This is a genomic window from Segatella hominis (assembly GCF_019249725.2).
GTDB lineage: Bacteria > Bacteroidota > Bacteroidia > Bacteroidales > Bacteroidaceae > Prevotella.
This window is the reverse complement of sequence record NZ_CP137559.1, coordinates 61,090-86,655: the sequence shown is the minus strand read 5'-3', so window position 1 is coordinate 86,655 and position 25,566 is coordinate 61,090. Positions and strand designations below refer to the sequence as shown.

The following is a 25,566-nucleotide window of genomic DNA, read 5'->3' as shown; positions in this document are numbered from 1 at the left end:
CATTTAAAATAAATCATTATCATCAGAATCACTAATATTTTCTGTTTGTTGGGATTCACTCACATCTTCTTCTGATAGGGAATTAAACTTTTCATCATATTTTTTATAAACAGAATCCAAAATTTCTTTTTTAAGAGATTCTGCTGCAGAAGATTTTAATATTTTTTCTGACTCAATGGTAACCAAACCTTGCAACCTCTGTTTTAGATATTCTTTTGTAACGTCTTCCGAAATCTTTGTTGCCAATCTTTGAGAATTTTCTTTTGCTTTTTCCTCAATTGATTTTAATGATTTAAAGCCAAAAAAGCCAAAAACAGAAATTACGACTCCCACGACAAACGTACCTATTGAAAAATATCGATCTTCATTCATCTTTTGATCAAGAGCATATTGATATTTATCCTCCAACATACGCTCTTGTCTTTTCATGACACTAATTAGGCTATCGGCTTCTTCTTTACTAATATAATTACTGCCTAACATCTTATCAGATTCCACAACTTCTATCCGGATAGGCTGGAATGATGGAACTTTAACAAATGCCCCATATACCCAACAACATATACAGAACAAAATCGCCAAGATACAAGATATGAGAATAAACTCTGCTGTTGTACTATCAGAAGGTTCTCTCGATTTATCATTTTCCATACTTATCATTTCTTTGAATATTATACAAATTAGATATCATCAAGAAACGCCATTGCGAAACCGACTCATAATACATCTCTTAACTATATCCTTCAACTCATCAATGCAGAAAGGCAACTGCATAATAATTCCATCTTTCTCACGAATACTTAGCAAAGGGATTGATGTTCCAACATAATCACTAGAAGACAACATTTCTCCAGTATGAACGAACTTAGAACGATATGCATAATAGTCCTTCATCTTTTTCTTCATCGTCTCACTTTTTGTTACATCATAAACAAAATCAACAACTCTTCTTGCGATAGAGTATCTTTGCTGGCCACACTCTTTGCACGTTTCAGGTTTTATGTCGTTTAAAGTTATAACCTCTAAGGCTGACATAAAATAAAGAACAGCCAGTTCTCCATAGTTTTCAAATGAATTTAAATGTTGAAATATCATTTCAGAATATCTTAATCCTTGCGCATACAAGCATACACTTTTGTCCAAAACAGACAAATTATTCTCATATAGAAAAGGGCTCGCAATAAATGTATCAATATACAGGATGATTTCATCTGACAACCGAATAGACTTATAGTGTTGCTGGCATGCTTCAACACAGGCATCAGTGTCACTATTGTTAGCGCTTGTACCTACACATATATACTCCATAACATCTAAAGACATATAAGCACATATGGTCTTAATCAAAGACATAATCATTGTCTTTGCATCAATTTCATCATAAGCTTTTACTTTTATCGACAATTTATTCCCCAAAATAGAAAAAGAAACGCCTTCTACCTTACCAAAATTAGCGGACTTGTTTAGAGAGCAGGAAAGACCCCAAATTTTGTATTGTCCAAGGCCATGTCGAGTTTTTGTGATACACCCTTTTAATCTGCTCTCGATTTGTTCTTTATTGGACATTTCATCTGGTATAGAAAAGATAATACTACTAAGACAACCTTTTATCTTTGCCTTTAAAGTAACTTCCAACGCTTTATCCAAACCTATGTCACAATAACCAACAAATATTTTATTTTCAACCTTTAATGGAAAGAGATTCCATGCAATCTTTCCAAACTCTTTTCTTATGTTTGCCCACAAGCATCGCAAGAAATCATTCGATTCTTTATTACTTTGCAATCCTAATGAAATATCAATATCCATACAAAACAATATATTATGAAAATCTGGTGCTAACTCTAGATTCCTTTAATTATCTAACTTATTTTATCCACCCTATCACCTTATATATCAGCAGCCAATCGTATCTACGATATAGCCAAGGATAGAGTTTCTTGCACTGTTCACTATAATACTCTCTCTCGCCAAGGAAGAAAGAAAATAATGCCATTTTCTCCCAAAACGACTTGCCCTTGAAATCAAGATAGCCCAAGAAATCCTTCTTGATGTTCTTGCGAGCACGAGAGGCAGAAGAATATTCTAAGTTTACTTGGGCTACAGGAACATGACAGAGACACAGGCTAAAGTGACGATAGAGTTTGAATATTCGTTGCAAATCCTCATATCTTCTCACTTTTTCATCAAAAGGATATTGCAAACAGATACTCTTTCTGTAAACTGTAGTTCCAGAGCATTGGTACAGATGCCCGAACACATGCTCCTTGAATGGATTCTTAACATAGCCATCTTGATAAGTTCTGCTCAGTTTTTTATTCCCTGCATTATTGACCACTACTTCTGCCAAAAACATATCAGCATTTGGAATTTTCTCTATGTACTTAGCAAAGTTCGAGATGGCATCCGGCAACATCTCATCATCGGCATCAATAAACAGGATCCATTCTCCCTTAGCATTCTTCACACCAGTATTTCGAGCCTTGCTCGGTCCTCCATTCCCCTGACGAATCAAGCGAATACGAGAGTCTTGGATTTCTTCAACTTTAGCCACAGAGTTATCTGTCGAACCATCATCCACTATTACCACCTCAAAATCTTGGTAAGACTGAGACAAGACACTCATCAGCGACTGCTTGATGGATGCCTCCTTATTATATAAAGGTATTACTACGGAAATCATTGTTTTTCGTTCATTTACGTTAAATATCTAGTAGAATTTTTCAATATCCTAACAAAGATAACATATATGCACATCTTTGCTTCAATTTCTTATCATCACCATAATCCCCTATTACTTTTAATTGAGAAGGTGAACATAAGCCATCTTCAGATATACCATTAACTGTGATAAAGAATCCTTCATCTTGCCTAGTATTTACATAGACCTGTTCTAATACTTTAGTCCTAGGATTTTGGGCAATTAATGGCAAAAGTCTATCTACATAAAAATAATCGTATTTTTTAAACTTATGAGTAACAATTAAAATAATAAGGTCATTTGACACACCTAATCTTTTTGCAATCACAAATAACTTCAACAAATTAGAATTAGCTCTAACACCTTTTTTTACTTCAACTGATTGAAACTGCTCGGCAACTTTATCGACCGCAAATCGTATTTCTCGTAAAGTCTTATTTTTCAAGAAGTCATTAGAGAAATACTCTTTCACATAATCTTCTCGAATATCAGTTTCTTGTGAAATCAAAGCCATCGCATATTTTTCCTTCTCTTCTGCTAATGAGAACGTAAATATGTCTTTGTTATAGAATTTAGACATATAACCTTTATAATCCGCATCATCACCATAAAAATGATGGAAGATAGCTTTTGTATTACCCCTCATGCATTACAAACACAACATTGCTTACACCAAACTTATTGCCAACTAAAGAATCGTTCACATTTGGCACAAAGCAACGATAACCATAATCCATCTGGGCTGTAAAGACATTCAGAATTCGAAAAAGATGTGCTGGGTCTAATCTGTCCATATCTTCTATGACAAGTACTATACGTTTCTTGTTTACTTTCTGATATGTTTCAATATTATCACGAATGATTTTCGTTACCACATCATTCTCATAAACAGAATTATCATCAAAAGAAGACAAATATTTATCTAAGAATGAAGTCTGATCTATTTCTTCCTTATACTTGTCAATTTTATTTCGCAAACTCTTGAACAGCTTTCCAACTCTGAGACCTGTGATTACCGCCTTAGATACGGCATCGTTTGCTTCCACGGCAGAAAGCATGGAAATAAAGGTCTCTGCCACAGAGCCGAAATGGCTTTGAATATAAAATTCAGCAGCCATTTTATCCGTCACCTCATAATTTACATCAATCATTTTAAGCTGTAGCATCTGCAAAAGAACATCATGCTTAATTAGATTGAAGATGTCATTGTTCGGCAAGACCTGGTAGTTTACAGGATATAGTGTGATAAATTCAAATGGAGAGTTTTTATCTTTCTTATATTTCTCTTTGAACTGATTCAAGAAGAATGTCTTGCCATCACCAAACTTTGCAGATAATATGACTCTGTCATGGGATAGCAAATGGTTTTCAAATTTCTCCATTGTATCGTCAACAGGGATGAAATTATCGTCTAGTATCATAGCATTCACTTGTTTTTATACGTTTTTCCTAGTTTTTCTATGCAACCAATCCAACCAATTCGCCACCTTCCCCATCAAGAAAGATGCGACTCCGCCATCACGATAGATTCTGTTGAAAATCTTTCCTGCTGGTGAAAATAAGAAGAAAATCTGTTCTCTGCCAACAGGCATAGTAGGAGAAACAAAGCTTTGCTTGCAATTACGAATCAAATTTTCAACATGAGATGTAATTCCACCAAATTCCTTCACCTCTTTATAAATCTGTAAACTGAAATATGGTGAATAGTCCTGATTTTCGATGAAACTCATATGCCACCAATGCAAGATAGCTGCATCAGCAAAATACTTTAATGACATTGCAACTTGTGCATCATAGATTCCAGGGAGCTCTTCTATAATATATCCAAACTGCTTATCTGTCGCAAGCAACGCTGGCTGGTCTTGACTATTGCCTTTCTCAAAACAAGAGAGCAACCAATTCTCATGCCATTTCTTGTAAAACTCTCGTGTTTTATCATTGTCGGCTACAAACATCACTCCCGAATTAAACCAGAACTTAGCATCAGAAAGTGAAATGTCAAACATTTTTTCTACACCTTTGGTTGGAGAGAACATACACTCAGACAATGGTAGATGCCCATCTGGCACTGCAGCCACATTACAGGTCAATTCATCTATACCATCCAGCTTCTTGCAAATAACTGTATCCGTATCAATAAACAGATAAGCACCTTCTATAACATTGCGCACTGTTGTTTTGATTTCTCTCGACCGCTGCTTGGCATTATAATTCTCAGGCACCGGTACGACAACAATCTCCGTAATCATGTCACAGAGTTTCGGAAATCTCCTCATATACTTCTCCGTAAGCTTATCCACCAACACCTTGACGCTAACTTCAGGATGAAATATACGAAGAGAATGGAGAGACACCCATAGTTCCTCCAAGAAATAATCCTTTTCAGAACTAATTAAAGTATATACTATTTGAGTTTTCATTTATAAGACAATAAAGAAATTATTTAGCAAAAGTCCTCTGATACAAATGTTCAGAAAGCAATTTCAAGACATATCCAGCAAAAAGGCTAGCCAATAGAAACACTATCAACATTCCAGCCTTTGGCAATTCTGCCAAGATTGAAAATTTAGAAACTACGATATAATAAGATGAAGAGACAAATGAATGGATGAAATACATATACATGGATAACTCTCCTAGCCATCCCCAAACCTTACCTTTAAAAACTCTCGATAGCCAACTTTTTGCATTGACACACCCCAAAATTAGCATCGGAACAAAAAATAAAGCCAAAGTATCATAATTGTTATACGACAATACTATCAGTAACATGCCAAATGCGCCTATAAAACCTATAATATTCACAAGTAAAGGTTGATTCTTAAAGCTATCTTTTTTTTGATCATATATGTATGATAACAACACTCCTATACCCATCTCCAGAACACCTCTCATTAGGTCACAACTCAAAGGAGAACCTTTCAATTGTTCACGCCAAACCAAGCCACAATCACCAAAACTAGTTAAATAGGTAATTCCTAATATTACCATTAACGGTATAATTATTGCGATAGCTTTATGCCCACAATTTTTTAGCAAGGAAAAAATAATTGCCCCCCCAAAGATCAATATGGAGACAAACCACAAAACTACATTGATATACGAGTTAACTTTGATAAATTCCAATCCTTGGCAAAACAACAGTTCAGGAATATGCACAAAATACTGTGATACAATTCCATCTATAGAATAATCACTTAGATAGATATATTTCTTTCTGTCTAACAACATCAATGCTATGATAGAGAGAACCATCGGATAGAAAAAACGCTTAATCTTCTTCCATGTAAAATCGACTGTTCCTACATCAGAATGTTTACGATACGACTGATAAATAAAGAAACCGGCTAATATGAAGAAAAACTCAACGGCAATATAACCATTAGGAAAAGGATTGACTGCAGGACAATGGAAAGGACACAAAATGCACATAAAGAAAAAACGCATGGCATCGATTGCTACATTTCTATTACTTTTCATATTTTTACAAAAACATTATTCAAAAAACAAATTCTTGCTTACAATCTTTTCTTAACCCAATTTTTCCATACCTGCATATTTGCAATACTCCCTTTCAAATATCCACGTTGATGAAAAGCTTTCAAAAAGCGAATCAGATCATTCAATTTCATTTGTGCTAAAAGAAATTGAAGAATATTCTCAACGTGACATTTATGTGCTTTCTCAACCAAAGGTTTTAGAAACTTCTGATCGACAGGAAGCTCATCCAACAAAGGACTAATATTGCTAGAATACCAATCAACAAATAGCAAATTAGCAGTAGCTACATTGATAATATTATTAGTATATCCTGATGTAGAGGAAAGATTTTCATTGGAAATACGAAACGAGAAAAGTATCTCATGAGTAGAAGCGATTCCATTTTGTGCCATTATCATTGCGGTGGCAGAATCACTTTTTGCAGCAGTTGGAAAGTCAGGGAAATACCCCAAATCTTTCAACCTTGATGTGCGAAACACGTAATTTGCCAAACAACTTACAATGGGAGTTCCACCAAAAGTAGTAGCAAATTGCGCAAAAGTCATATATTCATCAAGATTGTAATCAGCTCTCGTTATCATACCATCCTCAACTCTCCTAGCTCGTGCTCTCAATATATCTACTTGTGGATATTTTATAACCAAATCATCTATCTTCTCCAAGAAATTTGGCTCATAAACATCATCATCACTTGCCATTATCAGATATTCCGTATCACACATATCCACAAGCAGGTTCCAATGAGAAACGAGACTCTTACCTCCCATGTTCTCTTTATTTCTACGGAATGTAAAACGAGAATCACCGCCACATACTTTATCATAAATAGGCTTCAGGGGCTCAGGAGAACAGTCATCAGAGATTAACACTTTAAAATCCTTGAATGTTTGGTTCTTGATACTCAACAAAGCTTCTTCCAAAAAAGAAGCCTTATATGATGGCACAAGAAATGTATATTTTACTTTGCACATAAATAACTGAAATATTTCTTTAAGTATCGTAAAGGAGAAAGTATTTTCTCTCCCACTTTATAACTATTTGAGTTTAAAATCCCATTCAATTCTTTAGAAAGGCGATTAAACTCACGAGTAACATTGAAAGGGGTACCATAGTATTCTTCGTATTTGTCTATATGCTTACGATAGATATACATAGTTTTCTCTTCGTTTTTGGCTTTTGCTTGAAAGTTTACACTTGTAGCGCTGTCCGTAACTCTGTAGTGGAACAGTAGTTTAGGCTCCTTATAAATTGTATCATTATGATAAAGAAGTCGAATAAAAAATTCCCAATCTTCATAGCCTCGTAACTGCTCATCAAATCCCTTAATTCTATTAAAGTCATTGCGACGAACAATACAAGCACAATCTATGCTATTCGCAATCAACAAATCTCGATAAGAAGAATAACGCAATACAAATTCTCCCTTTCGATTTCCAAAATATTCTGCACCAGTATAATAAAGAATACAGTTTGGATGAGAGTACATATAATTAAATCCTTCTTCTAACAAGACCTTATCTATAATGTCATCACCGTCCAAGAAAAACAGCAAAGGAGCTGAGGTTAAGTTTACTCCTCTATTTCTTGCAGCAGACGGTCCAGAATTCTGTTGAAACACATAATGTATTCGCTTGTCTTTCTCTACATACAACTTTGCTATTTCTGCAGAGTCGTCAGTAGAGCCATCATCAACAATGATACATTCCCAATCACTCAATGTTTGATTGATGACAGAATCCAACGCTTCTGCCAAATATTTTCCTTGATTATAACAAGGAACAATAACTGATATCTTTGGAATCATATTCACATTAATTAAATTTATGATGTATTACTCCTGATATGCGCTTGAAGAAATCTCTTGTTCCCTGTGAGAAGACTAAGAATTCTCCAAACAAAAGAACAGATACGATACTTAATACAATCATTGAATATCCTGCAAAAGCAAAGTAATTGCTCATACGATGAGGTAATATGATGTCGAATAAATACGTCAGAGCAACAACGTCCAATACGACAACGATATATCTAAAAATAACACGGCGGAAATAAATCAATACTGATAATTTCAAACCATCATGAAACAGAAGAATTGGTTTCCAAATGCAAATGATAATTACCTGTGACAAGATACTTCCAAGGATTACGCCTTCATAACCAATGAGATAACCGAAACCTAATGCTGCAGAAATATTGATTGCCCCTTCTGCCATCGGGGCCCACACATCTTTAAATATTCCATAACCATTGATATAATGATCAACCGTAAGGCGAGTGATATAAATGCTTTGATCAAGAATAAGCAAAATCAGCAAGAATTGTCCCATAACATACTTTTCACCCAACCAAAGAGCAATAAACGGATGCGACAAGAAATACACGCAAATCAAAGCAACAGCAGCTATACAAAAGCGAGAATCGTACAATTCCCAAAAACGTCGCTCAATTTTTTGTTTATCACCTTCTGCTATCAGACTTCCCACAGCAGCTCCCATACTGCTATATACCATACTGAGGACATCTTTAAACTTTCCTACTAGTAATAGATAATTAGCATAATAAGCAACTATCGACAAAGTAGAAAAGGCATACATTATAAATGGTGTACCTTGAAAGAGTAAAACAGCAGTAATACGATGAATGAACAATTGCTTTGTCTTCTTAATTATATCAGGATATGCTTTTAATAACTTCCGACCTTGATAGCCTGTTGTTTTCAGCCATGGGTAATCTTTATCAATTGTTCTATTCAACCACCAGCAACCAAACAAGGTTGAAAACAAGCTTGTACCTATATAAAATAGAAAAGGATTAGGCACAATAGGCAGCATGAAGATTTGCAAAATTTTCAATGCCACACTTACACCAGTTGTTACTCGTGTTACCTTGTACCCCTTTTGGTCTGTATTAAGAACGATTTGACGATAATTAATAAAGTAGCCAAGTAAAGAATTAAACAAGAAAATTCCAAATACGGCATACGCATACCACAAAGGAAGTTTCATCCCACGAAATATCTGAGGGAAGAAGCACATTAAAACAATAGCACCTGCTATAACTAAATATGCAACCCTTCGATAAATCCATCCTTGTAAGGCTACAATTCTGTTGATTTCGTCATAATCTTTTGAAAATAAAGGTCTATATAGGAAATATGTCACCGACATGCCAATGCCCAACTCTGCCAGATTAAGAAATCCTAGCAAATTACCTGCCGTGGATTCCAAACCTACTACCTCTGGACCAAGATAATCAAAGAATATCTTTCTTGACCAAAAGCCAAGTATCATAAACACTACATAGTAGAAAAATGATACTTGAGCGTTTTTTAAACTTTTAACTGTTCTTGATTCTGCCATTATTTATTTAGTAATTTCTTTTCTGCTTTTTTAGCGATGAATGCATAACTGTATATGCGTAATTGGTCTGCTAACACCGAAAGGATGAATACTGCGACCAAAAACGAAAGGGTAATAATGGGATATAATATCCCTGAATATTCAGTATGTATAATGTTGATAACTTTTGTGAAGTATGTCTCAAATACGGCATAGTTGGAATGCAGGAGATATACTGCAAATGCGGATGCTGCTACCTTATTAACGACTTTACTATAAAATTTTATTTTAGAAAAAGCCAATAAAAGATAGGTAGATGCCAACACTGACAAAGGATTGACATACGACATAAACATACCATAGGATTTGTAAACCAGATGGGCACTTGATGAACAATATGTGATCAGCATCATTATCATTGCTGACACGGATGTTAATATCAGAAACAATGTCAAATCATGCTTTACTCCATGTGTAGACCAACGAGGACGATAAACATGTACATATCTGGCTGTGAGATATAGTCCGATAAAAAGTATCGGAGATAAACCAAACTTAATATAGTAGAGTGGTTGAATCCAGCCAAACAATATCATGAAAATCCAATACAGCACAAGTACCAATTTGCAATCTTTTTGAGGAGAGTTGTTGATGAAAGAATTCAGGATAGGCGAAAGGATATAAAGAAATAAATATGCATAGATGAACCAATAGAATTGGTATGAACCTATGAGATATTTATAGTCTCCTATCGGGAAACGTATACCACTAATCAACAAAACTGCGACGACAAAGACTGCAAGAAACAACCACTAGTATATGAATTCTGCAAGTCGTTTTATCTTTATCTTTATTCCAAACCATCCTGATATCATAACAAACACGTTGACACAAACAAGGCTTATTGCCTCAAACTCTGTGCGCAACACCATCTCTACACCACTATTTACATAGTCTTCAGCAGTTGGACGTCCTAAAGAATAGTAAAGAGAATGTAACAATAGTACTAAGAACATACTCACAATGCGAAGAAGTTCTATTCCTGATTGGCGCTGATTTGGCTTTTGTGCCGCTTTAGATTCGGGAGGGGTAAGTTTATTTTGACTCAACATTGAAACTATTATTTTATTTCTAATCTCTTCTAAATATATCTCGTGTGTAAACCTTATCCTTTACATCGTCCAGACATGCGTCATAGCGGTTAGCGATGATTGCAAGGCTTTCTGTCTTGAAGGCATCCAGATCGTTAACGACCTTGCTACCGAAGAAAGTGCTGCCGTCTTCAAGGGTCGGCTCGTAGATGATGACCTCTGCACCCTTTGCCTTGATACGTTTCATAATACCCTGAATGGCTGACTGGCGGAAGTTATCGGAATTGGATTTCATCGTCAGACGATAAACACCGATGACGCATGAATTGACCTCAGCTCCAAACTGATTGTTCTCAGAATAACTGTACCAGCCTGCTTTCTTCAATACTGCATCTGCTATGTAGTCCTTGCGAGTGCGGTTAGATTCAACGATTGCCTCGATAAGGTTTTCCGGCACATCGGCATAGTTTGCCAGGAGCTGCTTGGTGTCCTTGGGCAAGCAATAACCTCCATAACCGAAGCTTGGGTTGTTATAGTGTGTACCGATACGTGGGTCGAGTCCTACTCCATCAATAATGGCCTTGGTATCGAGACCTTTTACTTCTGCATAGGTATCAAGTTCGTTGAAGTAGCTTACTCGCAATGCCAAATAGGTATTAGCGAAGAGTTTCACTGCCTCGGCTTCCTTCATGCCCATGAACAAGGTGTCAATGTTCTCCTTGATAGCACCTTCCTGCAAGAGTGCTGCAAAGGTTTTGGCTGCTTCTTTCATCTCCTCGACATCGGTAACTCTCATGATGGCCTCGTTTTCTTCTGCAAACTCAGGGCGGTCGATAATCTTGGGATAGCCTACGATAATACGGCTTGGATAAAGATTATCATAGAGTGCCTTACTTTCACGAAGGAACTCTGGTGAGAAAAGGAGATTGAACTTCTTGACGCCCTTCTTGGCATACTTCAGGTAAAGGCTGCGGGTATAGCCCACAGGGATGGTACTCTTAATAACCATCACTGCGTCTGGGTTCACCTCCAATACCAGGTCAATCACTTCCTCGACATGGGTTGTATCGAAGTAGTTCTTTACTGGGTCGTAGTTGGTTGGTGCTGCTATCACCACGAAGTCGGCATCAGCATAAGCTGATTTGCCATCGAGGGTTGCTGTCAGATTCAGTTTCTTCTCTGTCAGATACTTCTCAATGTAATCGTCCTGAATGGGAGAAACTCTATTGTTGAGTTTCTCCACCTTTTCGGGGATTACATCTACTGCTGTTACATGATGGTGCTGAGACAACAGGGTTGCTATACTCAGACCAACGTAGCCTGTTCCGGCTACTGCTATTTTTATATCGTTGAAATTATTCATAGATTCTATGATTATGTTTAACTATGTCCTTCAGAATTTGGATTTATTCTGCCTTTATTCTACCGTCACACTCTTTGCCAGATTTCTTGGCATATCTACATTCAATCCCTTATCTACTGCCACATAATACGCAAGTATCTGCAGGGGAACGACGCTGAGAAGAGGTACCAATGCATTGAGGGTCTGCGGTATTTCTATCACAGAATCGGCTATCGCCTTGACTTGTTTGTCGCCTTCGGTAACAATAGCCAGGATGCGTCCGTTGCGGGATTTTACTTCCTGCATATTGCTGATGATCTTCTCATACAGCTGGTGATGTGTAGCAAGGAAGACGATCGGCATATCGGTATCTACCAAGGCTATCGGACCATGTTTCATCTCTGCTGCAGGATAACCTTCGGCATGGATATAACTGATTTCCTTTAGCTTCAAGGCTCCCTCTAATGCTACGGGATAGTTGAATCCTCGACCGAGATAGATGAAATTATGTGCATAGGTGAATACTTTAGCCAGTCGGGAGATCGATGGCGTCTGCTCCAACACTTTCTCCATCTTGCCGGGTATCTCTGCCAACTCGGCGATGGTCTCTACATAGTCTTTTTCGGAAAGGGTGCCAAGCTCATGACCTAACGCCAAGGCAAAGAAGGTAAGGACGGTGACCTGACCGGTGAATGCCTTGGTACTCGCCACGCCTATCTCGGGACCTACATGAATGTAGATACCTGTATCTGTTTCTCGGGCGATGGATGAGCCTATGCCATTGACGATGCCGAAGATCAACGCTCCATGCTGCTTGGCAAGTTGAATGGCTGCCAAGGTATCGGCAGTCTCGCCACTCTGGCTTATGGCTATCACTACATCATCGGATTCGATGACGGGTTCGCCATAACGGAACTCGCTGGCATACTCTACTTCTACTCGCTTGCGACACATCTTCTCTATGAGCTGCTTGCCGATGAGGGCTGCATGCCAACTTGTTCCGCAAGCTACGATGATGATATGCTTGGCTGACATGAGTCGGTCTTTATAGTCTGTAAGGGCTGACAACACGATGTGGTTGTTGGATGGATTGTCCTTATCCGCAAACAGGCGACCACTCATACAGTCTTTCAGGCACTGGGGCTGGTCGTAGATCTCTTTCAGCATGAAATGGTCGAAGCCTCCCTTGCTGAGTTTGGAGATGTCGAGGTCTACGGTCTTGATGGCATAATCGCATAACTTATGGTTGAGATTGATCATCTCTATATCCTTGCCGATTCTGATTTCTGCTATCTGACCGTCTTCGAGATAGACTACCTGGTCGGTATATTCTACGATAGGAGTGGCATCACTGGCGATATAGAAGTCTTGCTTGTCGGCTCCTACTCCTACCACCAATGGACTTGACTGGCGGGCTGCCACAATGTGAGTGGGGTTCTTGCATTCGATGACTGCTATGGCATAGGCGCCCACTACATCATTCAGTGACTGGCAAACGGCTGACACCAAATCTTTGCCATTCTGCTGATAGTATGAGTCTATCAACTGTACCAGCACCTCGGTATCTGTTGTGCTCTTGAACTGATAACCGCGTGCTATGAGTTGTTCTTTCAGCACCTGGTAGTTCTCGATGATGCCATTATGTACCAAAGCCAGGTCACCACTCATACTGACATGGGGATGTGCATTTTCGGCTGATGGTTCGCCATGTGTTGCCCATCGGGTATGGGCTATACCGATATGGCCTCCGCAGTCTTTGTCTGCTGCGAGTTCTTCCAAGTTTGCTACCTTGCCCTTTGTCTTATAGACATTGAGTTTGTCCTCTCCATTGACGAGTGCTACTCCGGCACTGTCATATCCTCTATATTCAAGTTTCTTCAGTCCTGCTATCAGGACTGGATATGCTTCGTTTTGTCCTATATATCCTACTATTCCACACATAAATTTATGGTTATGTCGTTATATTCTGATTTGTATTGTATTTTTTGTTTTATTATAGTTGCGGCTATATATAAAGTACACACGGGTATGAGTATAGTTTTTTTCTAAAATCAACCCGTCCTTCTTTACCATTAAAGAAGGCTCCACCTCTCTTCTCGGTCTTCTCCCCTCAGGGGAAAAGAAGAAACCGCTCCTCCCTGTCGCTCTTAACCGCTGCGCTATAAGGTTGACGGACCATCAGAGGTCTCGTCAGAGGGGTTATGCGGGATAGGACCGCATGATTATAGTCCATCATTGTGATACGACCTTAACTGCTTAAAGATTTCCTCCAAACAATCAGCTACTCTACTCGCATCCTCCAATTGATCACAAAGATATGTTGCCTGAGGCTCAGGATTGTTGTTACGAATCATCGTCTTTAAAGCTTCAACTATAATCTTCTTTTGAGCAGATTCCTTAATATTTATATTGTACATCATAATAGTTATCGATTTTATGAATTTACACTATCTGTATAGCCAAGTAAGTGTTTCGGCATGCCAATCACCCTTGAAACGGCCAACACATTTCAGGAATTCATAACGAAAAACCAGAGACACAATCTAAGAAAATATTTTTTGTACGAATCGCAGCAAATCAGAGCCATTTGGAACTCGTCTGCAAAAGTACAAGATTTTATCCAAAATTGGAAGAACGATATATTCAATTCTTTTTCAACAACTTAGACTACATAATCTGGATGCTCGCGGAGAGTAGGGAAACGTTTACAAAGAAGCAATCTCATTTTCTATAATCATTATTGCAGGCTTAACTTTATTGTAAGCTGCTATAGTCGTCGATGGACTTGAAAATGTAGCCATTACAACAATAGAAGAATGAGCAGCTTTATTCCTTATACCCGTAAAAGTACTTGTAACATTTACCAAATCTACTAAATTCTGTGGTTTCAACTTATCTTCTATATTCTCCCATGTATCTACACCCAATACAGAAGTAAACACTTTAAAGAGATTGCTATAATAATTGAAGCCAAAATTTCCTTTGATATTCTTTTTAATATTTTGTTTAACTATAGGATCAACAATATGATTATCGATATAGTCATAGACAATAGAATCCACAGAATCTTCTATCCATCCCGAGAATTCAATGACAGCTAGTTTAGAATAAAAAATAGGTAAATCCGGATCCAAGATACTATTATTATATTCTGTATCCAACCTTTTCAATTTTGCTTCTATATCAGTATAATTAACCACGAGCAAATATTATTTTAGCCGCATTTATACGGTTTTGAACCTTCTCCAATGAACCTAGACCTTCCTTCAAGGCCTCCTCAGAGAAGTTCTTATCTCCTTCAACATCTTTATAAAGTTTATTGATAACATCAGCCCCTTTAGTTTCCAAAGCACTTATATTTGCTGCAATACCAATCAAAACGGCTTCAAAAACATTTTTAGACGTAGAAAGTTTCTCAATCTCCATAGCAACTTTTAAACTCCTTGATAGCAAACTTGCATATTCATTTTTCACATTTTCTGTTAAATCTTTATGACTTCTCATAAAATCATTTAGAAATGAAGCGAGCTTGCCTTTGTATCGATCTAGGTCATAATAGAAAGCAAAAAACCTCAAGATACGCTCTTCATTATTAAACCTAGATGTTTCAACCTTTTCTTTGGTAAGATGATTGGCATTCAACCAATCAGGAGATCTTGCTAAATCTTTAAGCAATGTATTAAAATTGCCTTGAAATATACAATTTCTAATTTCTTGATTATACAACTTGTTACCCCCAGAATTTAAACGATAAAAAATCTGGAATAAATATTGCATATGAGAACCTTTAGAATAGTCGCAACGTAACACAGTTACTGGTATCGCTAAATTTTCAACAATATCAATAATATCTGGACTATTTTGCTCTATTTCTACTTTTTTCTTGCCAGAAATTCTTTCATCTACATCGTCAATTTTGGATAATTTCCAGTCATTATCACCTAGAAACTTACAGATAGTAGTAATACGCTGTAATCCGTCAATAACATATCTTTTTTGGCTATGTACATCCAAACTGATACACATACTTGGAATTGGCAATTGTTTAATCATACTATCAACAAAAAGGGTTTGTGCTCTATTTTTCCAAACTTCACCACGCTGAAAATCAGGATAAAGATCTATTTGACCTTTTTGGCACATTCTATACAAATCTGCACAAGAACGTTGTTCTGTAAAAGCTACAATATCTGCAGGAGGAACCACTGTATCCAAAGCATCTTGCTCCTCTTCTTGCGCTCTATTTTCTAAATCTGTAAAATCAGCAAAGGTCATTGATTCCATAATTCACCTCAAATTTAATTTACATTTAAATAAATTCTCTTTATTCAAAATCTCAAAGATATCATGATTATGAATACTACACAATTATTAGTATCCAATAAAAAATGAACACTAATATTTTCCACTATATAAATAGTAGAATAGTTATATTTTTATACTTATGAAACAGAATACATGTAATATTTGGCTACTTGATAATCAAATATTGTGACATTACTTCCATTTACAGTAACATTAAAATAACTTGCAGTATGATAGTCAAAACCATCTATAGTATTAACACCTTTTCGAAGATTTATATAAGATGTCGTTGAATAATCAAACAAATTGGGCAAATAGCCTGATACATAACAACTTCGCCTGTAATCAAATAGAGATATATAATTCCCTCTAAAAGTACAGCCCATATTATAGAAGCCACCTAATGTATAATCAAAAACGCCATTGGCAGCTTTGCCAGCAATCATCATATAAGCAATTGCTGCAACACACCTCCTTGTCTCATTAATCATGACTATTATCTCCTTCTGTTTGTGCTACATCTGCGGACATATCATCTGGTGATTTGAAAGGCGGCCGAGGCGGAACTGGTGCTGTAGGTAAATGCTGCATCTGCGACATTACGATTTGAGCCTGATTGGTAATATTTTCGCAAGCTTGATTAGATTCGGACAAAAGTTGATGAATCCGATTAGCTTCGTTTTCGGCCTTACCTAACATTTCATCAGTCTTGAATATTGAGTATAACGAAAAGACAAGAAATACTATCATCAAACAACTCGCCCATAACATCAAAATATTAAAATCCGCTTGTAACTTGTTATATTCAGTTTCCAACAATGCCTCTACTCTATTTTGGTGTCTGTCCAACAAATCGGCTATTTTCTCTATATCATAAGTTTCTCTCTTCTGAGGATTAAACACCGGACAGAGTAGGTCTTCTAATATTTTTGCATCCTTTCTTTGTAATGCTACTATATCATTTTGAGCTTGTCTATAGTTGGATGCCAAGAAAGCAAAACAACCTAAAGCCAAAACGACAATTAATAAAATACAACAGACGAATCGATGTCTGGCGCTAAAATTGAATACTGAGAGATGCTTGCATTGTTCTTTTCCCAAATGTTCATACTCACTTTTCATTGTTCTTTGTTTTTTTTATTGATTAATCTTACTACTATCATAACTTATGATAATAACTGCAAAAGATTTATACTGTTCCATACATTTCACCGCCTGTTCCTTTATTATATATCAAGCTCAGAACTAAGAACTTTTTCATGAAGTAAATACTCTGTTACCTTACACTGAATATAGCCTTCAAGATAAGCTATGCATAAACCATTGACTTGTAACATGAGCTTATTTTTTTGCCATCAATATTCTTTTACTCACTCTCCAAATAGCAGGAAATATTCTCAATCTGAGCATCCATTTCATCTTGAGAACAGATTTTAAAAGGTATATCTAAAACATTTGCAACCTCGTTAGCATACGCTTTTTCTTCTTGCAAAAAATCATTTATGAAGGATAATGAATATTCTTTTGAATCACGAGCTATTAACCTCTTTCTTATTGTATCAGAACTGGCTTCTAATAATAATATCATATCAGGATTAATGGTTTCAAAAACTTCTAACGGAACTCGTTCTATGTTCCCTTTGTTGTCTATAAACAAAAATGACCATCAAGAAGATAAGGATTCTTATAACAATCAATATCTCCAATTAATCCTGCATACAAACATATTTTCTAAATAATGCCATAAAAATCTCATCTATCAGCACTATCAAAGCAAATCTAAAGAAATAACTATGATAGGAGAAATCCGTTGAGGCAAGAACACTGAAATCAGGCTTGTTTACTTGATAGGATAGCGTATTATGCGCACAACGGTTTCGATGCCTATAAACCAACTCTTCATACCTTTTACTCAATGGTGATTGAAATAAGCTGTAGGACTTAACTGGACCTAAAGGATAATTTAGTTGTCTAATATTTAAGACAGTTCTAAACTTTGACTTGAAAAAGAGATATTCCCTGTTCTGCCAGACACATAAGTTTGAAGTTGAATACAATTGCTCTATATCATCCTGTATCTTACCCATAAAAGTAGCATCAATCAAAGTAGAGGGTTCAAAAGACGGCTGCATCTTCTGTATTACCTCTATCAAATCATTGAATATCCCATTTTTACTGCTATAGGTCGAACATTCTCCATACTTTTTCTTATTAAGGAAATCATACCTATAATCATAGTCATGCGTAGCCAGTTCCCAACAGATACATTTCATCTTTTGCTCTTGAGCTCCTGTCATTTTCAAAAACAAAGATTGCATCAAATATTCACCCATAGGATAGGAATCGATACCATCACCGGCAGCCCTACTCGCTGCGATTCCATCCTTTAATATCTTTTTTAAAGGTGAAAGGATAAAATCGGAATGTTGACTAATATACATAAGAAGAATATATTTTACAAGATTCTACTAATCGATTACGTATAAATGTCACTCTATTTGAGTTTTTTAGAAAAGACGGTTCACTTCTCATTTTATCTATTGCAGCCTCTATTTCTGACTTTAATGTTGCATATCTTCCTCTATTATTCACTGCTACATATTGCTCCCGAATCTTACGCCCTTCAAACAAGACATAGTACATTAGCCCGAACAACCAATAATCAGCTTCATACCATGAGGAAAATATTCTATTATCCTTCAATCCCATGCGAAGTTTCATATGACTAATAGTAGATTTCAAAGTTTTGAAACGTTCTTTCCATACATCGTCGGGGAAGATTTCAGAAAAATCAAATTTATCAAACTTATTAACTCTGTCTTCTTGTTCTATTCCAAGAATATATGAAACATAGTCTGCATAATAACTTTCTCGAGAACTATATGCTGAATATCCCATCATAACATCCCAGGCGGTATCATGATTAGAAGAACAATATTGAGAAAGAATTGCCAAATACCTAACAAAGTCTATCTTAACAGGTTGCAAATCCTCCATAATTCTCAAATCACCCAACACATCGGAGCCATCATCGCATTTACCTTCAAAGAACTTTGTGAGATTTTGATTCTGGTAATACAATGATTTGCGACTATCCATAGGTTCCAACTTCTTACCAAAATAGTTGATATTTCGAAATAGCTGCGAAAAGTTTTTCTGTACTTCTGTTGCAATTCTTGTTTCAGGCACGACATAGGAGAAGCCTAAATAAGTTTTCTCGAAGAATTCATCAGTAAGACCATTTATCAGGTCATCTGTTATTCTGATATACTTATCACTTGTATTTATGTTACTAATAATTTCAAACTTATCCTTGCCATACTTTAGTATATCTGTATATTGCCATAGGAAGCCTTCAGATGGAGAGGCACCATCATCAACAGCACTATCATCTTCATTTGCAACTTTTATGCTATCACCCATCTCAAATTTCTTTTTGTCTGGGAAATAGCCGAGATAAGCTAAAAGTAAAGAAGTTAGCCTCTGCTGCCCATCCAATATCAAATTCTGTCTTATGGTACTATCATCATACAATGCAATTGTAACTGGCTGTACAAACTGTCCATCGGACAATGATTGCAATAAACGTTTTACATCACGTTCACGCCAAACAAAATGACGTTGGTATTCTGGCAAAACTATATTACCAGATAGCATCAACTTAATCCAATGTTTCAGGGTATATTCCCCGTAATAAACCTTATTTTCCATTTTTCAGAAAGTTTTAGTTATCGCTATATCATCAAATTACTACTGACATTTATTTGTTATGATAACTGTTCTTCTAAAGAAACTTTGGACAGCTGATCAGCAGTAGTACAAATTGGAACTATTTTTGAAAGAGAAGACGGGAGTTTTCCACCATCAACCAATATAGGAATAATTTTTTTATGGTTCGCTCTCATTTCTGAAATTTCAATCTTTTGCATGGTGCTAATTTTCTTACTTATTATAACAAGACAAATTGAACAATGTGAGATTTTCTTTTTTATTTCTTTAGATATGTCTTTACCTGGTCTTAATGTATCCGTTCCATATTGTGGTGAAATCATACTATTTATTCGAAATTCATTTATATCTCGCTCAAATTCCTGTGGAAATGAAATGTAATATTGCTTATACCTATATCTATATGACATCAAATAAGTTGCCAAAATTACAGATGTCAAAACAAGACTAACAACAAAAACAATAATTCCTATAATTTTACTTTTGTCCCAAACTATTGTTTTGTATAAATATAATGATTCATAGACAATAGTTACCAAAACAAATATTACGAATATATTTTTAAATGTAAATTTCATTTTTAGCCGAATATTAGCAAGACAAACAAGAGCATAACAACACATATCAAGTCGGGCAACAATATTCCCCACCAAAGATTCCATTTATCTTCAATAACATTTCTACCTTTTTTCCTCAATATCGTATTAATAATAAAATATACACAAATAACAAGAATAACAGCACTATAAAATTGGTTTCCCGCAACAATCTTCTCTTCAGAAGTGAGATTACCTAAAGTTACTTTATTGGAATACTCCACACATATTAGCAGCAAGGTTGTTGCTAACATACCTGGAGCCCAATAAAACAAATCTCGTCCTTTGAAATTGTACCTATCACTATAGCAATTATATTGAAAGAATGTACCAACGAGTGTTGAGATAACTGGTACTGCCACATATTTAGCAAAAGGCAGACTTAAAAATGAGATTAAATCCATAATCAATATAATGGAACATTAACATCAAATGGAGAATCGAAATCTTTCAGCATCGCATGCTTCGTATCTTTCTCTGAGAGATTGGCATGTTCTGTTGGGATTTTCCAATCAATACCAAGGCTATCATCAAGGATAGAGATACCTCCATCTGCCTCTGGATGATAGAAGTTATCACACTTGTATTGAAAGACTGCTGTTTCTGAGAGGACGGCGAAACCATGAGCAAAACCCTTAGGGATGAAGAACTGGCGATGATTGTCTTCTGTCAGTTCTACAGCCACATGCTTGCCATAGGTTGGTGATCCTTTACGGATATCTACGGCTACATCAAGGACTCTGCCTTTTACGCAGCGCACCAGCTTGCTCTGGGTATATGGTGGGCGTTGGAAGTGCAGGCCTCGCATCACACCATAACTGCTCATTGACTCGTTGTCTTGGCAGAAATGAACACTGTGTCCCAGGATTGGGGCAACCTTTTCTTCAAACTCTCGCTCGCTGAAGCTCTCGAAGAAGTAGCCACGAGCATCACGGAAGAGGCGTGGCTCTATAATGAGTACGCCTTCAATATCAGTCTTTATTACATTCATCGTTTTTATATTTAAAAGTTGTTGGCTCCATGCCAGGTGCCGAGAAGTAGCTTATAAATAAGTCGCACGAACTTCGCCTACCATACATTAACTACCTACTCCTTTAATTTTTCTATTTTATACCAAAATAATCTGCAAGTATTGGAGTCAATACTTCTGCAAAGCGTTTTTTATCATGCCTATCACCTACTTTGACATCTTTATTATAATAGTTTTCAAAGAATATAGTCTTTAATTGATTTGGCATTTGCCCTAATTGTCCTATACTACACCAAATCAAATCTAATTTACGCTCTACCTCAATACGCTTTAAATGAGCTGCAAATTTAACAAATTCTTTATTTATTACTTTATAGGAATCAGTATCTATATTCACTACTTGTTCTGCTAATTCCCCATGGTTAATTGGTGCGTTTGCAAAGAAAGATTCTGTGCCAAAAAATGGCTGATTAGGAAAATCCTCATGCAAATCAAAAAACACACGCAGCACAAATTCTCCTATAACGACATCAAGAACTTTATTCTTATACTGTGCAAACAGAAAGCCATTTCCTGTCTTACAATAATCATGGCATCTCAGTATCTTATAGCGAAAAGGTACATCACTGAGTATCGTTTCTAAACTTCCGCCATTTTCTTTTAGTTCAAAATAGCTTTTCAAAGAAAGTTGTAAAATTTGATTTAACTCATCTCCTAAAGAAAAACCATAATCTTCTGTAACAGACATTCTCCAAACTACAGACAGCCAAAAGAATAATGGTATATCATTTTCAATTTTTGCTTGTTGATTTATAAAATGAGCATAAGGTGACTCCAAAAATACAGAAAGCCTCTTTTCACATTGAGGACAGAATACGAAATCTTTTGCAACCGAATTCTTTGAAAGTTCCTCATCAATCCGTTCTTGTGTAAGCTTATCTTTATCAAACAAATCTTCAATTTTAGTGTCAGGTACAGATCTACCAGTATATACACTATCAATTGAGCTTGATATTGTAAAAAGGACTTCAGAATCACGCTTTCCAGAAGAATTATAACTCGAAAATGATGTTATAAGGAAACTAGGCACTATATGAGAATTGGTCTTAGTTGCCTTTTTCTGATTACAAATTAAACACACATCACTCATAGTTTCTCATTTTAAATAACAACCTTTATCTATACTATGTCCCAGATTTATATCAGGAACTCTTTGAAATCCATCTCGTTCTAAATTATCTTTTAATCTCTTCGATGCTCATAAGGTATTCGGTTTGATTGAGGACTCACAAACTTAATCTCGACGGAATATATCACGAGTATAGACTTTATCCTTTACATCATCCAGACAAGCATCGTAGCGGTTGGCGATGATGGCATGGCTCTGTGCCTTGAAGGCTTCGAGGTTATTCTCTACTACCGAAGAAGGTGCTACCCTCTTCCAAGGTTGGCTTATAGATGATAACCTCTGCACCCTTTGCTTTGATACGCTTCATGATGCCCTGGATGTAAGCGTCCAAAAATGTCACAACGCCCCTATTTGCGGGCTTTTTGTAAAGCTCGCAAATTTCATTTTTAAATTTCTTTCACTAAAAATTTCATTAATCCAAGCAGATTGTCATTGGAAGTAGGTTCTAGAACAACGACCCCTTGCGCTGTATGGTCTGAGGACGTATCGCTCGTTCTGCTGCCAGGTTATCTATGGTATATTCACCATCGTTTCGATAGGCGAAGACTTGCTTCCAAAACTTATAGAGATAGTTACTGCTGGCTCTTTGTTCCACTGTAAAGATCCGAACGAAGAAGAGCGATATCATTCTCCAAGTCTTTACGCTCCTTGGCATCCTTCTCCCGTTCTGCTTCCAACTGACGGTTCTTCTTTTTGGCATCTGCCAACAGGGTCTCAGCAGTTTTCAGCTTTCTCTTTGTATCAGTAAGCTCTTGCCTGGTTTCTTGTAATTGCAGAAGCACAACATCCAACTTTTGAGAATGGGTGGCACTTACCGCCTTGCTTTCATCATTGTATGTTTGCTGTTGAAGACGCGACAAACGAACCTCATTCGTCAACTCTTTAATATTGGCGGTAAGGCGGCTTATCTCCTCATCCTTGGACTGAATCTGCGAATACAAGAATTTACAAAAGTTATGTAGTTCTTCTCCTGTCATAATCCCTCCAATCTAGACACTAAGTCCTTCATGCCGGCATAGTCAAGCCCACCCTTCTTGACAAATAAACCATCCGCCGTTTGGATGGTAATGAACAGGATGAGCCAGTCATAATCAACTGCTTCATCTTTGCAATACTTACGCAAGCTACGACCCTTGCGGTTCTCTGGTTGTAGTCTTGCATCACCTTTTCAAAATATTCTTTGCTTTCCATTTTATGTGAATTTTAAAACGGTTGCAAAAATAGTATTTTTCATGCAAGCCACCTTACGCTGTATTGGTGGTTTACTCACCACTATATTACAAGTAGTTACACCTATCAGTTTTTTGAAAAAAGTTATATTTTGTTCCTCATTGCAGTATCGCTCTGCACTTGTCGTCACTCGAATGAGGAATATTGTTTTATTAACCTATGCTTGGTTTATGGCTAAACACTACAACACACAAAATGATTCTGCTTCCTTACCGGTTCTGCGGCGATAGTCATCACGCATTCGCTTTTCCATTTGTGCTATGTATTCTGCCTTTCGCTCCATAGAAGCCTTGAAGCGACGCATGAAATCTGCTTTTTTTTCTTCTATGTTCATAACGTAATCTCCTTATTAATTATTGTATTTTTTCGACTCCCCTGTCCCCCTCTTGCGAAGAGGGGGTCCTTAACCCACTCCCAAGCCCTCGCCCTTTCCAAAAGGGCAAGGGATGTAACCGCTCCTCCTGTCGCTATTAACCGCTACGCTATAAGGTTGGCGGGGCATCAGAGCCCTCGCCAGGATTGTTTTAGCGGGGATGAACCCGCAGGGTGAAGACTTGCTGAAACTGTTGGGCGGGATGGGACCGCCTTGCTATTATCTTGTTAAAGGTGCTGGGTACTACCCCTATTTTAAAACCACATTAGCTTGCAATAAGTCACAAAGAGAACGTAATGTCTTTAATGTATAAGGACGAATCGTCAAGTCATCACAAACTATCTTCTTATCCTTACCCAAGAAAAACATTCCACAATGATCATTAAGACCTGCTTTAACAGGATATATTCTTAATCTATCTTGTAAGTTTGCTAAATAATTTGGAGTAAAAAGAGCATATCCGACATAATGGCTTTCTGTCTTTTTAAAAACATACTTACCTTTTTTATTCAAATGCTTTTGGTCTATAAAAGACAGCCTGGACAATGAGACATAAGACTCTACTTCACCATTCGTAAAACGTCGAAGATTAAATGCCGCAAAATTTAACTGATGGGTATTTTCATCATAAAAGGCTGGAGAAGACAACAATCGAGCAATCTCCTCCATATCTTTCAATACTGGTTTCTCAAATGTTATATCACATTCCATTAGGCTATGTTCTTTAAGACTTCCAAAAATTTAGGGAGTTCCGAAAGTTGGAGGATGCCCTCTTTCTCTATCTCTCCATAATTGACATCATACACTATCCTATCACTAAGAATAGATAAACAGGCATCTCCTTTGGAGGTCTTCCATTGCATTAATATATAGCCATTGGTATTTGGGAATATTGCCAATCCTTGAAGTAACGATTCACTACAGCAAGCAACAACCTTCCGAGAATAATCACACGCTTCTGATGATACGGAAGGTGAACCTGCGTAATCCCAATTTGCTGGCAAATCTCGAAGTTCAAGAATTCGCTTCTCAAGTCGTTGTCTTAACGAAAGACTTGGCTTCTTTTTCAAGTGTTGCTTCAATAATCGCAAAGCTTCTGCCATAGCATCAGTCACACTGATGTTATTCTGCTCTGCTATTGTTGCATAGCCTTGATATAATGTATTATCGAGTACCAATGTTGCCATAATCGTAATATTCT

General features: G+C 36.7%; 28 protein-coding genes and 3 pseudogenes. All 31 read right to left on the bottom strand.

Going from position 1 to position 25,566, the window contains the following annotated elements:
* Positions 1 to 3 precede the first annotated feature (3 nt).
* The 31 genes and pseudogenes from KUA50_RS00375 to KUA50_RS00225 all read right to left on the bottom strand — a co-directional run bounded on the left by KUA50_RS00375 (position 4) and on the right by KUA50_RS00225 (position 25,552).
* Positions 4 to 651 (bottom strand): hypothetical protein, encoded by a 648-nt coding sequence (locus tag KUA50_RS00375; RefSeq protein WP_218457054.1) that lies wholly within the window; start codon positions 649 to 651, stop codon positions 4 to 6.
* Between the two features lie 39 nt (positions 652 to 690).
* Positions 691 to 1,809, bottom strand: a complete 1,119-nt coding sequence (locus KUA50_RS00370) for a HEPN domain-containing protein (protein WP_218457055.1) — start codon at positions 1,807 to 1,809, stop codon at positions 691 to 693.
* 58 nt (positions 1,810 to 1,867) lie between these two features.
* The gene (locus KUA50_RS00365) at positions 1,868 to 2,683 is read right to left on the bottom strand and encodes a glycosyltransferase family 2 protein (RefSeq protein WP_218457056.1); all 816 of its coding nucleotides are present in this window, start codon (positions 2,681 to 2,683) and stop codon (positions 1,868 to 1,870) included.
* Positions 2,684 to 2,723: 40 nt separating this feature from the next.
* Positions 2,724 to 3,347, bottom strand: a complete 624-nt coding sequence (locus KUA50_RS00360) for a hypothetical protein (protein ID WP_218457057.1) — start codon at positions 3,345 to 3,347, stop codon at positions 2,724 to 2,726.
* Positions 3,337 to 4,122, bottom strand: a complete 786-nt coding sequence (locus KUA50_RS00355) for a P-loop NTPase fold protein (RefSeq protein ID WP_218457058.1) — start codon at positions 4,120 to 4,122, stop codon at positions 3,337 to 3,339. Before KUA50_RS00355 ends, KUA50_RS00360 begins: the two co-directional genes overlap by 11 nt.
* 15 nt (positions 4,123 to 4,137) lie before the next feature.
* Positions 4,138 to 5,121, bottom strand: coding sequence for a hypothetical protein (locus KUA50_RS00350; protein WP_218457059.1), 984 nt, complete (start codon positions 5,119 to 5,121; stop codon positions 4,138 to 4,140).
* A 19-nt stretch (positions 5,122 to 5,140) separates the two neighbouring features.
* Positions 5,141 to 6,181, bottom strand: coding sequence for an acyltransferase family protein (locus tag KUA50_RS00345; protein WP_218457060.1), 1,041 nt, complete (start codon positions 6,179 to 6,181; stop codon positions 5,141 to 5,143).
* A 38-nt stretch (positions 6,182 to 6,219) separates the two neighbouring features.
* A complete protein-coding gene (locus tag KUA50_RS00340) occupies positions 6,220 to 7,122 on the bottom strand; it encodes a glycosyltransferase family A protein (RefSeq protein ID WP_218457061.1) in 903 nt (300 codons plus the stop codon).
* 38 nt (positions 7,123 to 7,160) lie between these two features.
* Positions 7,161 to 8,006, bottom strand: a complete 846-nt coding sequence (locus KUA50_RS00335; protein ID WP_218457062.1) for a glycosyltransferase family 2 protein — start codon at positions 8,004 to 8,006, stop codon at positions 7,161 to 7,163.
* A 7-nt stretch (positions 8,007 to 8,013) separates the two neighbouring features.
* A complete protein-coding gene (locus tag KUA50_RS00330) occupies positions 8,014 to 9,561 on the bottom strand; it encodes a lipopolysaccharide biosynthesis protein (RefSeq protein ID WP_218457063.1) in 1,548 nt (515 codons plus the stop codon).
* A pseudogene (locus KUA50_RS16840) lies at positions 9,561 to 10,556 on the bottom strand (acyltransferase family protein). The gene KUA50_RS00330 and the pseudogene KUA50_RS16840 overlap by 1 nt, the downstream one beginning before the upstream one ends.
* 115 nt (positions 10,557 to 10,671) lie before the next feature.
* Positions 10,672 to 11,994 carry a UDP binding domain-containing protein gene (locus tag KUA50_RS00320; protein WP_218457064.1) on the bottom strand — a complete coding sequence of 441 codons (1,323 nt, stop codon included), beginning with the start codon at positions 11,992 to 11,994 and terminating at the stop codon, positions 10,672 to 10,674.
* A gap of 54 nt (positions 11,995 to 12,048) precedes the next feature.
* Positions 12,049 to 13,914, bottom strand: coding sequence for a glutamine--fructose-6-phosphate transaminase (isomerizing) (gene glmS / locus KUA50_RS00315; protein ID WP_218457065.1), 1,866 nt, complete (start codon positions 13,912 to 13,914; stop codon positions 12,049 to 12,051).
* 764 nt (positions 13,915 to 14,678) lie between these two features.
* Positions 14,679 to 15,134 (bottom strand): hypothetical protein, encoded by a 456-nt coding sequence (locus KUA50_RS00310; RefSeq protein WP_218457066.1) that lies wholly within the window; start codon positions 15,132 to 15,134, stop codon positions 14,679 to 14,681.
* A gap of 31 nt (positions 15,135 to 15,165) precedes the next feature.
* A complete protein-coding gene (locus tag KUA50_RS00305; protein WP_218457067.1) occupies positions 15,166 to 16,257 on the bottom strand; it encodes a DUF262 domain-containing protein in 1,092 nt (363 codons plus the stop codon).
* A 158-nt stretch (positions 16,258 to 16,415) separates the two neighbouring features.
* The gene (locus KUA50_RS00300) at positions 16,416 to 16,769 is read right to left on the bottom strand and encodes a hypothetical protein (protein ID WP_218457068.1); all 354 of its coding nucleotides are present in this window, start codon (positions 16,767 to 16,769) and stop codon (positions 16,416 to 16,418) included.
* The gene (locus KUA50_RS00295) at positions 16,762 to 17,400 is read right to left on the bottom strand and encodes a hypothetical protein (protein WP_218457069.1); all 639 of its coding nucleotides are present in this window, start codon (positions 17,398 to 17,400) and stop codon (positions 16,762 to 16,764) included. The genes KUA50_RS00300 and KUA50_RS00295 overlap by 8 nt, the downstream gene beginning before the upstream one ends.
* A 244-nt stretch (positions 17,401 to 17,644) precedes the next feature.
* Positions 17,645 to 17,935 (bottom strand): AAA family ATPase, encoded by a 291-nt coding sequence (locus KUA50_RS00290; RefSeq protein WP_218457070.1) that lies wholly within the window; start codon positions 17,933 to 17,935, stop codon positions 17,645 to 17,647.
* A gap of 49 nt (positions 17,936 to 17,984) precedes the next feature.
* Positions 17,985 to 18,719, bottom strand: coding sequence for a hypothetical protein (locus KUA50_RS00285; protein ID WP_218457071.1), 735 nt, complete (start codon positions 18,717 to 18,719; stop codon positions 17,985 to 17,987).
* Positions 18,709 to 19,989 (bottom strand): DUF262 domain-containing protein, encoded by a 1,281-nt coding sequence (locus tag KUA50_RS00280; protein ID WP_218457072.1) that lies wholly within the window; start codon positions 19,987 to 19,989, stop codon positions 18,709 to 18,711. The genes KUA50_RS00285 and KUA50_RS00280 overlap by 11 nt, the downstream gene beginning before the upstream one ends.
* Positions 19,990 to 20,045: 56 nt before the next feature.
* The gene (locus KUA50_RS00275; protein WP_218457073.1) at positions 20,046 to 20,585 is read right to left on the bottom strand and encodes a toll/interleukin-1 receptor domain-containing protein; all 540 of its coding nucleotides are present in this window, start codon (positions 20,583 to 20,585) and stop codon (positions 20,046 to 20,048) included.
* Between the two features lie 2 nt (positions 20,586 to 20,587).
* A complete protein-coding gene (locus KUA50_RS00270; protein ID WP_218457074.1) occupies positions 20,588 to 21,007 on the bottom strand; it encodes a hypothetical protein in 420 nt (139 codons plus the stop codon).
* A gap of 2 nt (positions 21,008 to 21,009) precedes the next feature.
* Entirely contained in the window at positions 21,010 to 21,594 is a 585-nt protein-coding gene (rfbC, locus tag KUA50_RS00265; protein ID WP_218457075.1) for a dTDP-4-dehydrorhamnose 3,5-epimerase, read from the bottom strand.
* Between the two features lie 112 nt (positions 21,595 to 21,706).
* The gene (locus KUA50_RS00260; protein ID WP_218457076.1) at positions 21,707 to 22,723 is read right to left on the bottom strand and encodes a hypothetical protein; all 1,017 of its coding nucleotides are present in this window, start codon (positions 22,721 to 22,723) and stop codon (positions 21,707 to 21,709) included.
* 144 nt (positions 22,724 to 22,867) lie between these two features.
* A pseudogene (locus KUA50_RS00255) lies at positions 22,868 to 23,087 on the bottom strand (UDP-glucose 6-dehydrogenase); the annotation flags it as partial.
* Between the two features lie 123 nt (positions 23,088 to 23,210).
* Positions 23,211 to 23,336 (bottom strand): annotated as a pseudogene (locus KUA50_RS00250) (IS66 family transposase); the annotation flags it as partial.
* Entirely contained in the window at positions 23,335 to 23,739 is a 405-nt protein-coding gene (locus KUA50_RS00245; RefSeq protein ID WP_218457077.1) for a hypothetical protein, read from the bottom strand. The pseudogene KUA50_RS00250 and the gene KUA50_RS00245, both read right to left, overlap by 2 nt.
* Positions 23,740 to 23,767: 28 nt before the next feature.
* Entirely contained in the window at positions 23,768 to 23,953 is a 186-nt protein-coding gene (locus tag KUA50_RS00240; protein ID WP_218457078.1) for a hypothetical protein, read from the bottom strand.
* Positions 23,954 to 24,173: 220 nt separating this feature from the next.
* Entirely contained in the window at positions 24,174 to 24,326 is a 153-nt protein-coding gene (locus KUA50_RS00235) for an ABC transporter ATP-binding protein (RefSeq protein WP_218457079.1), read from the bottom strand.
* Between the two features lie 288 nt (positions 24,327 to 24,614).
* Complete coding sequence (locus tag KUA50_RS00230) at positions 24,615 to 25,076, bottom strand: hypothetical protein (RefSeq protein ID WP_218457080.1); 462 nt, start codon at positions 25,074 to 25,076, stop codon at positions 24,615 to 24,617.
* Positions 25,076 to 25,552 (bottom strand): hypothetical protein, encoded by a 477-nt coding sequence (locus tag KUA50_RS00225; RefSeq protein ID WP_218457081.1) that lies wholly within the window; start codon positions 25,550 to 25,552, stop codon positions 25,076 to 25,078. Before KUA50_RS00225 ends, KUA50_RS00230 begins: the two co-directional genes overlap by 1 nt.
* Positions 25,553 to 25,566: the final 14 nt, after the last annotated feature.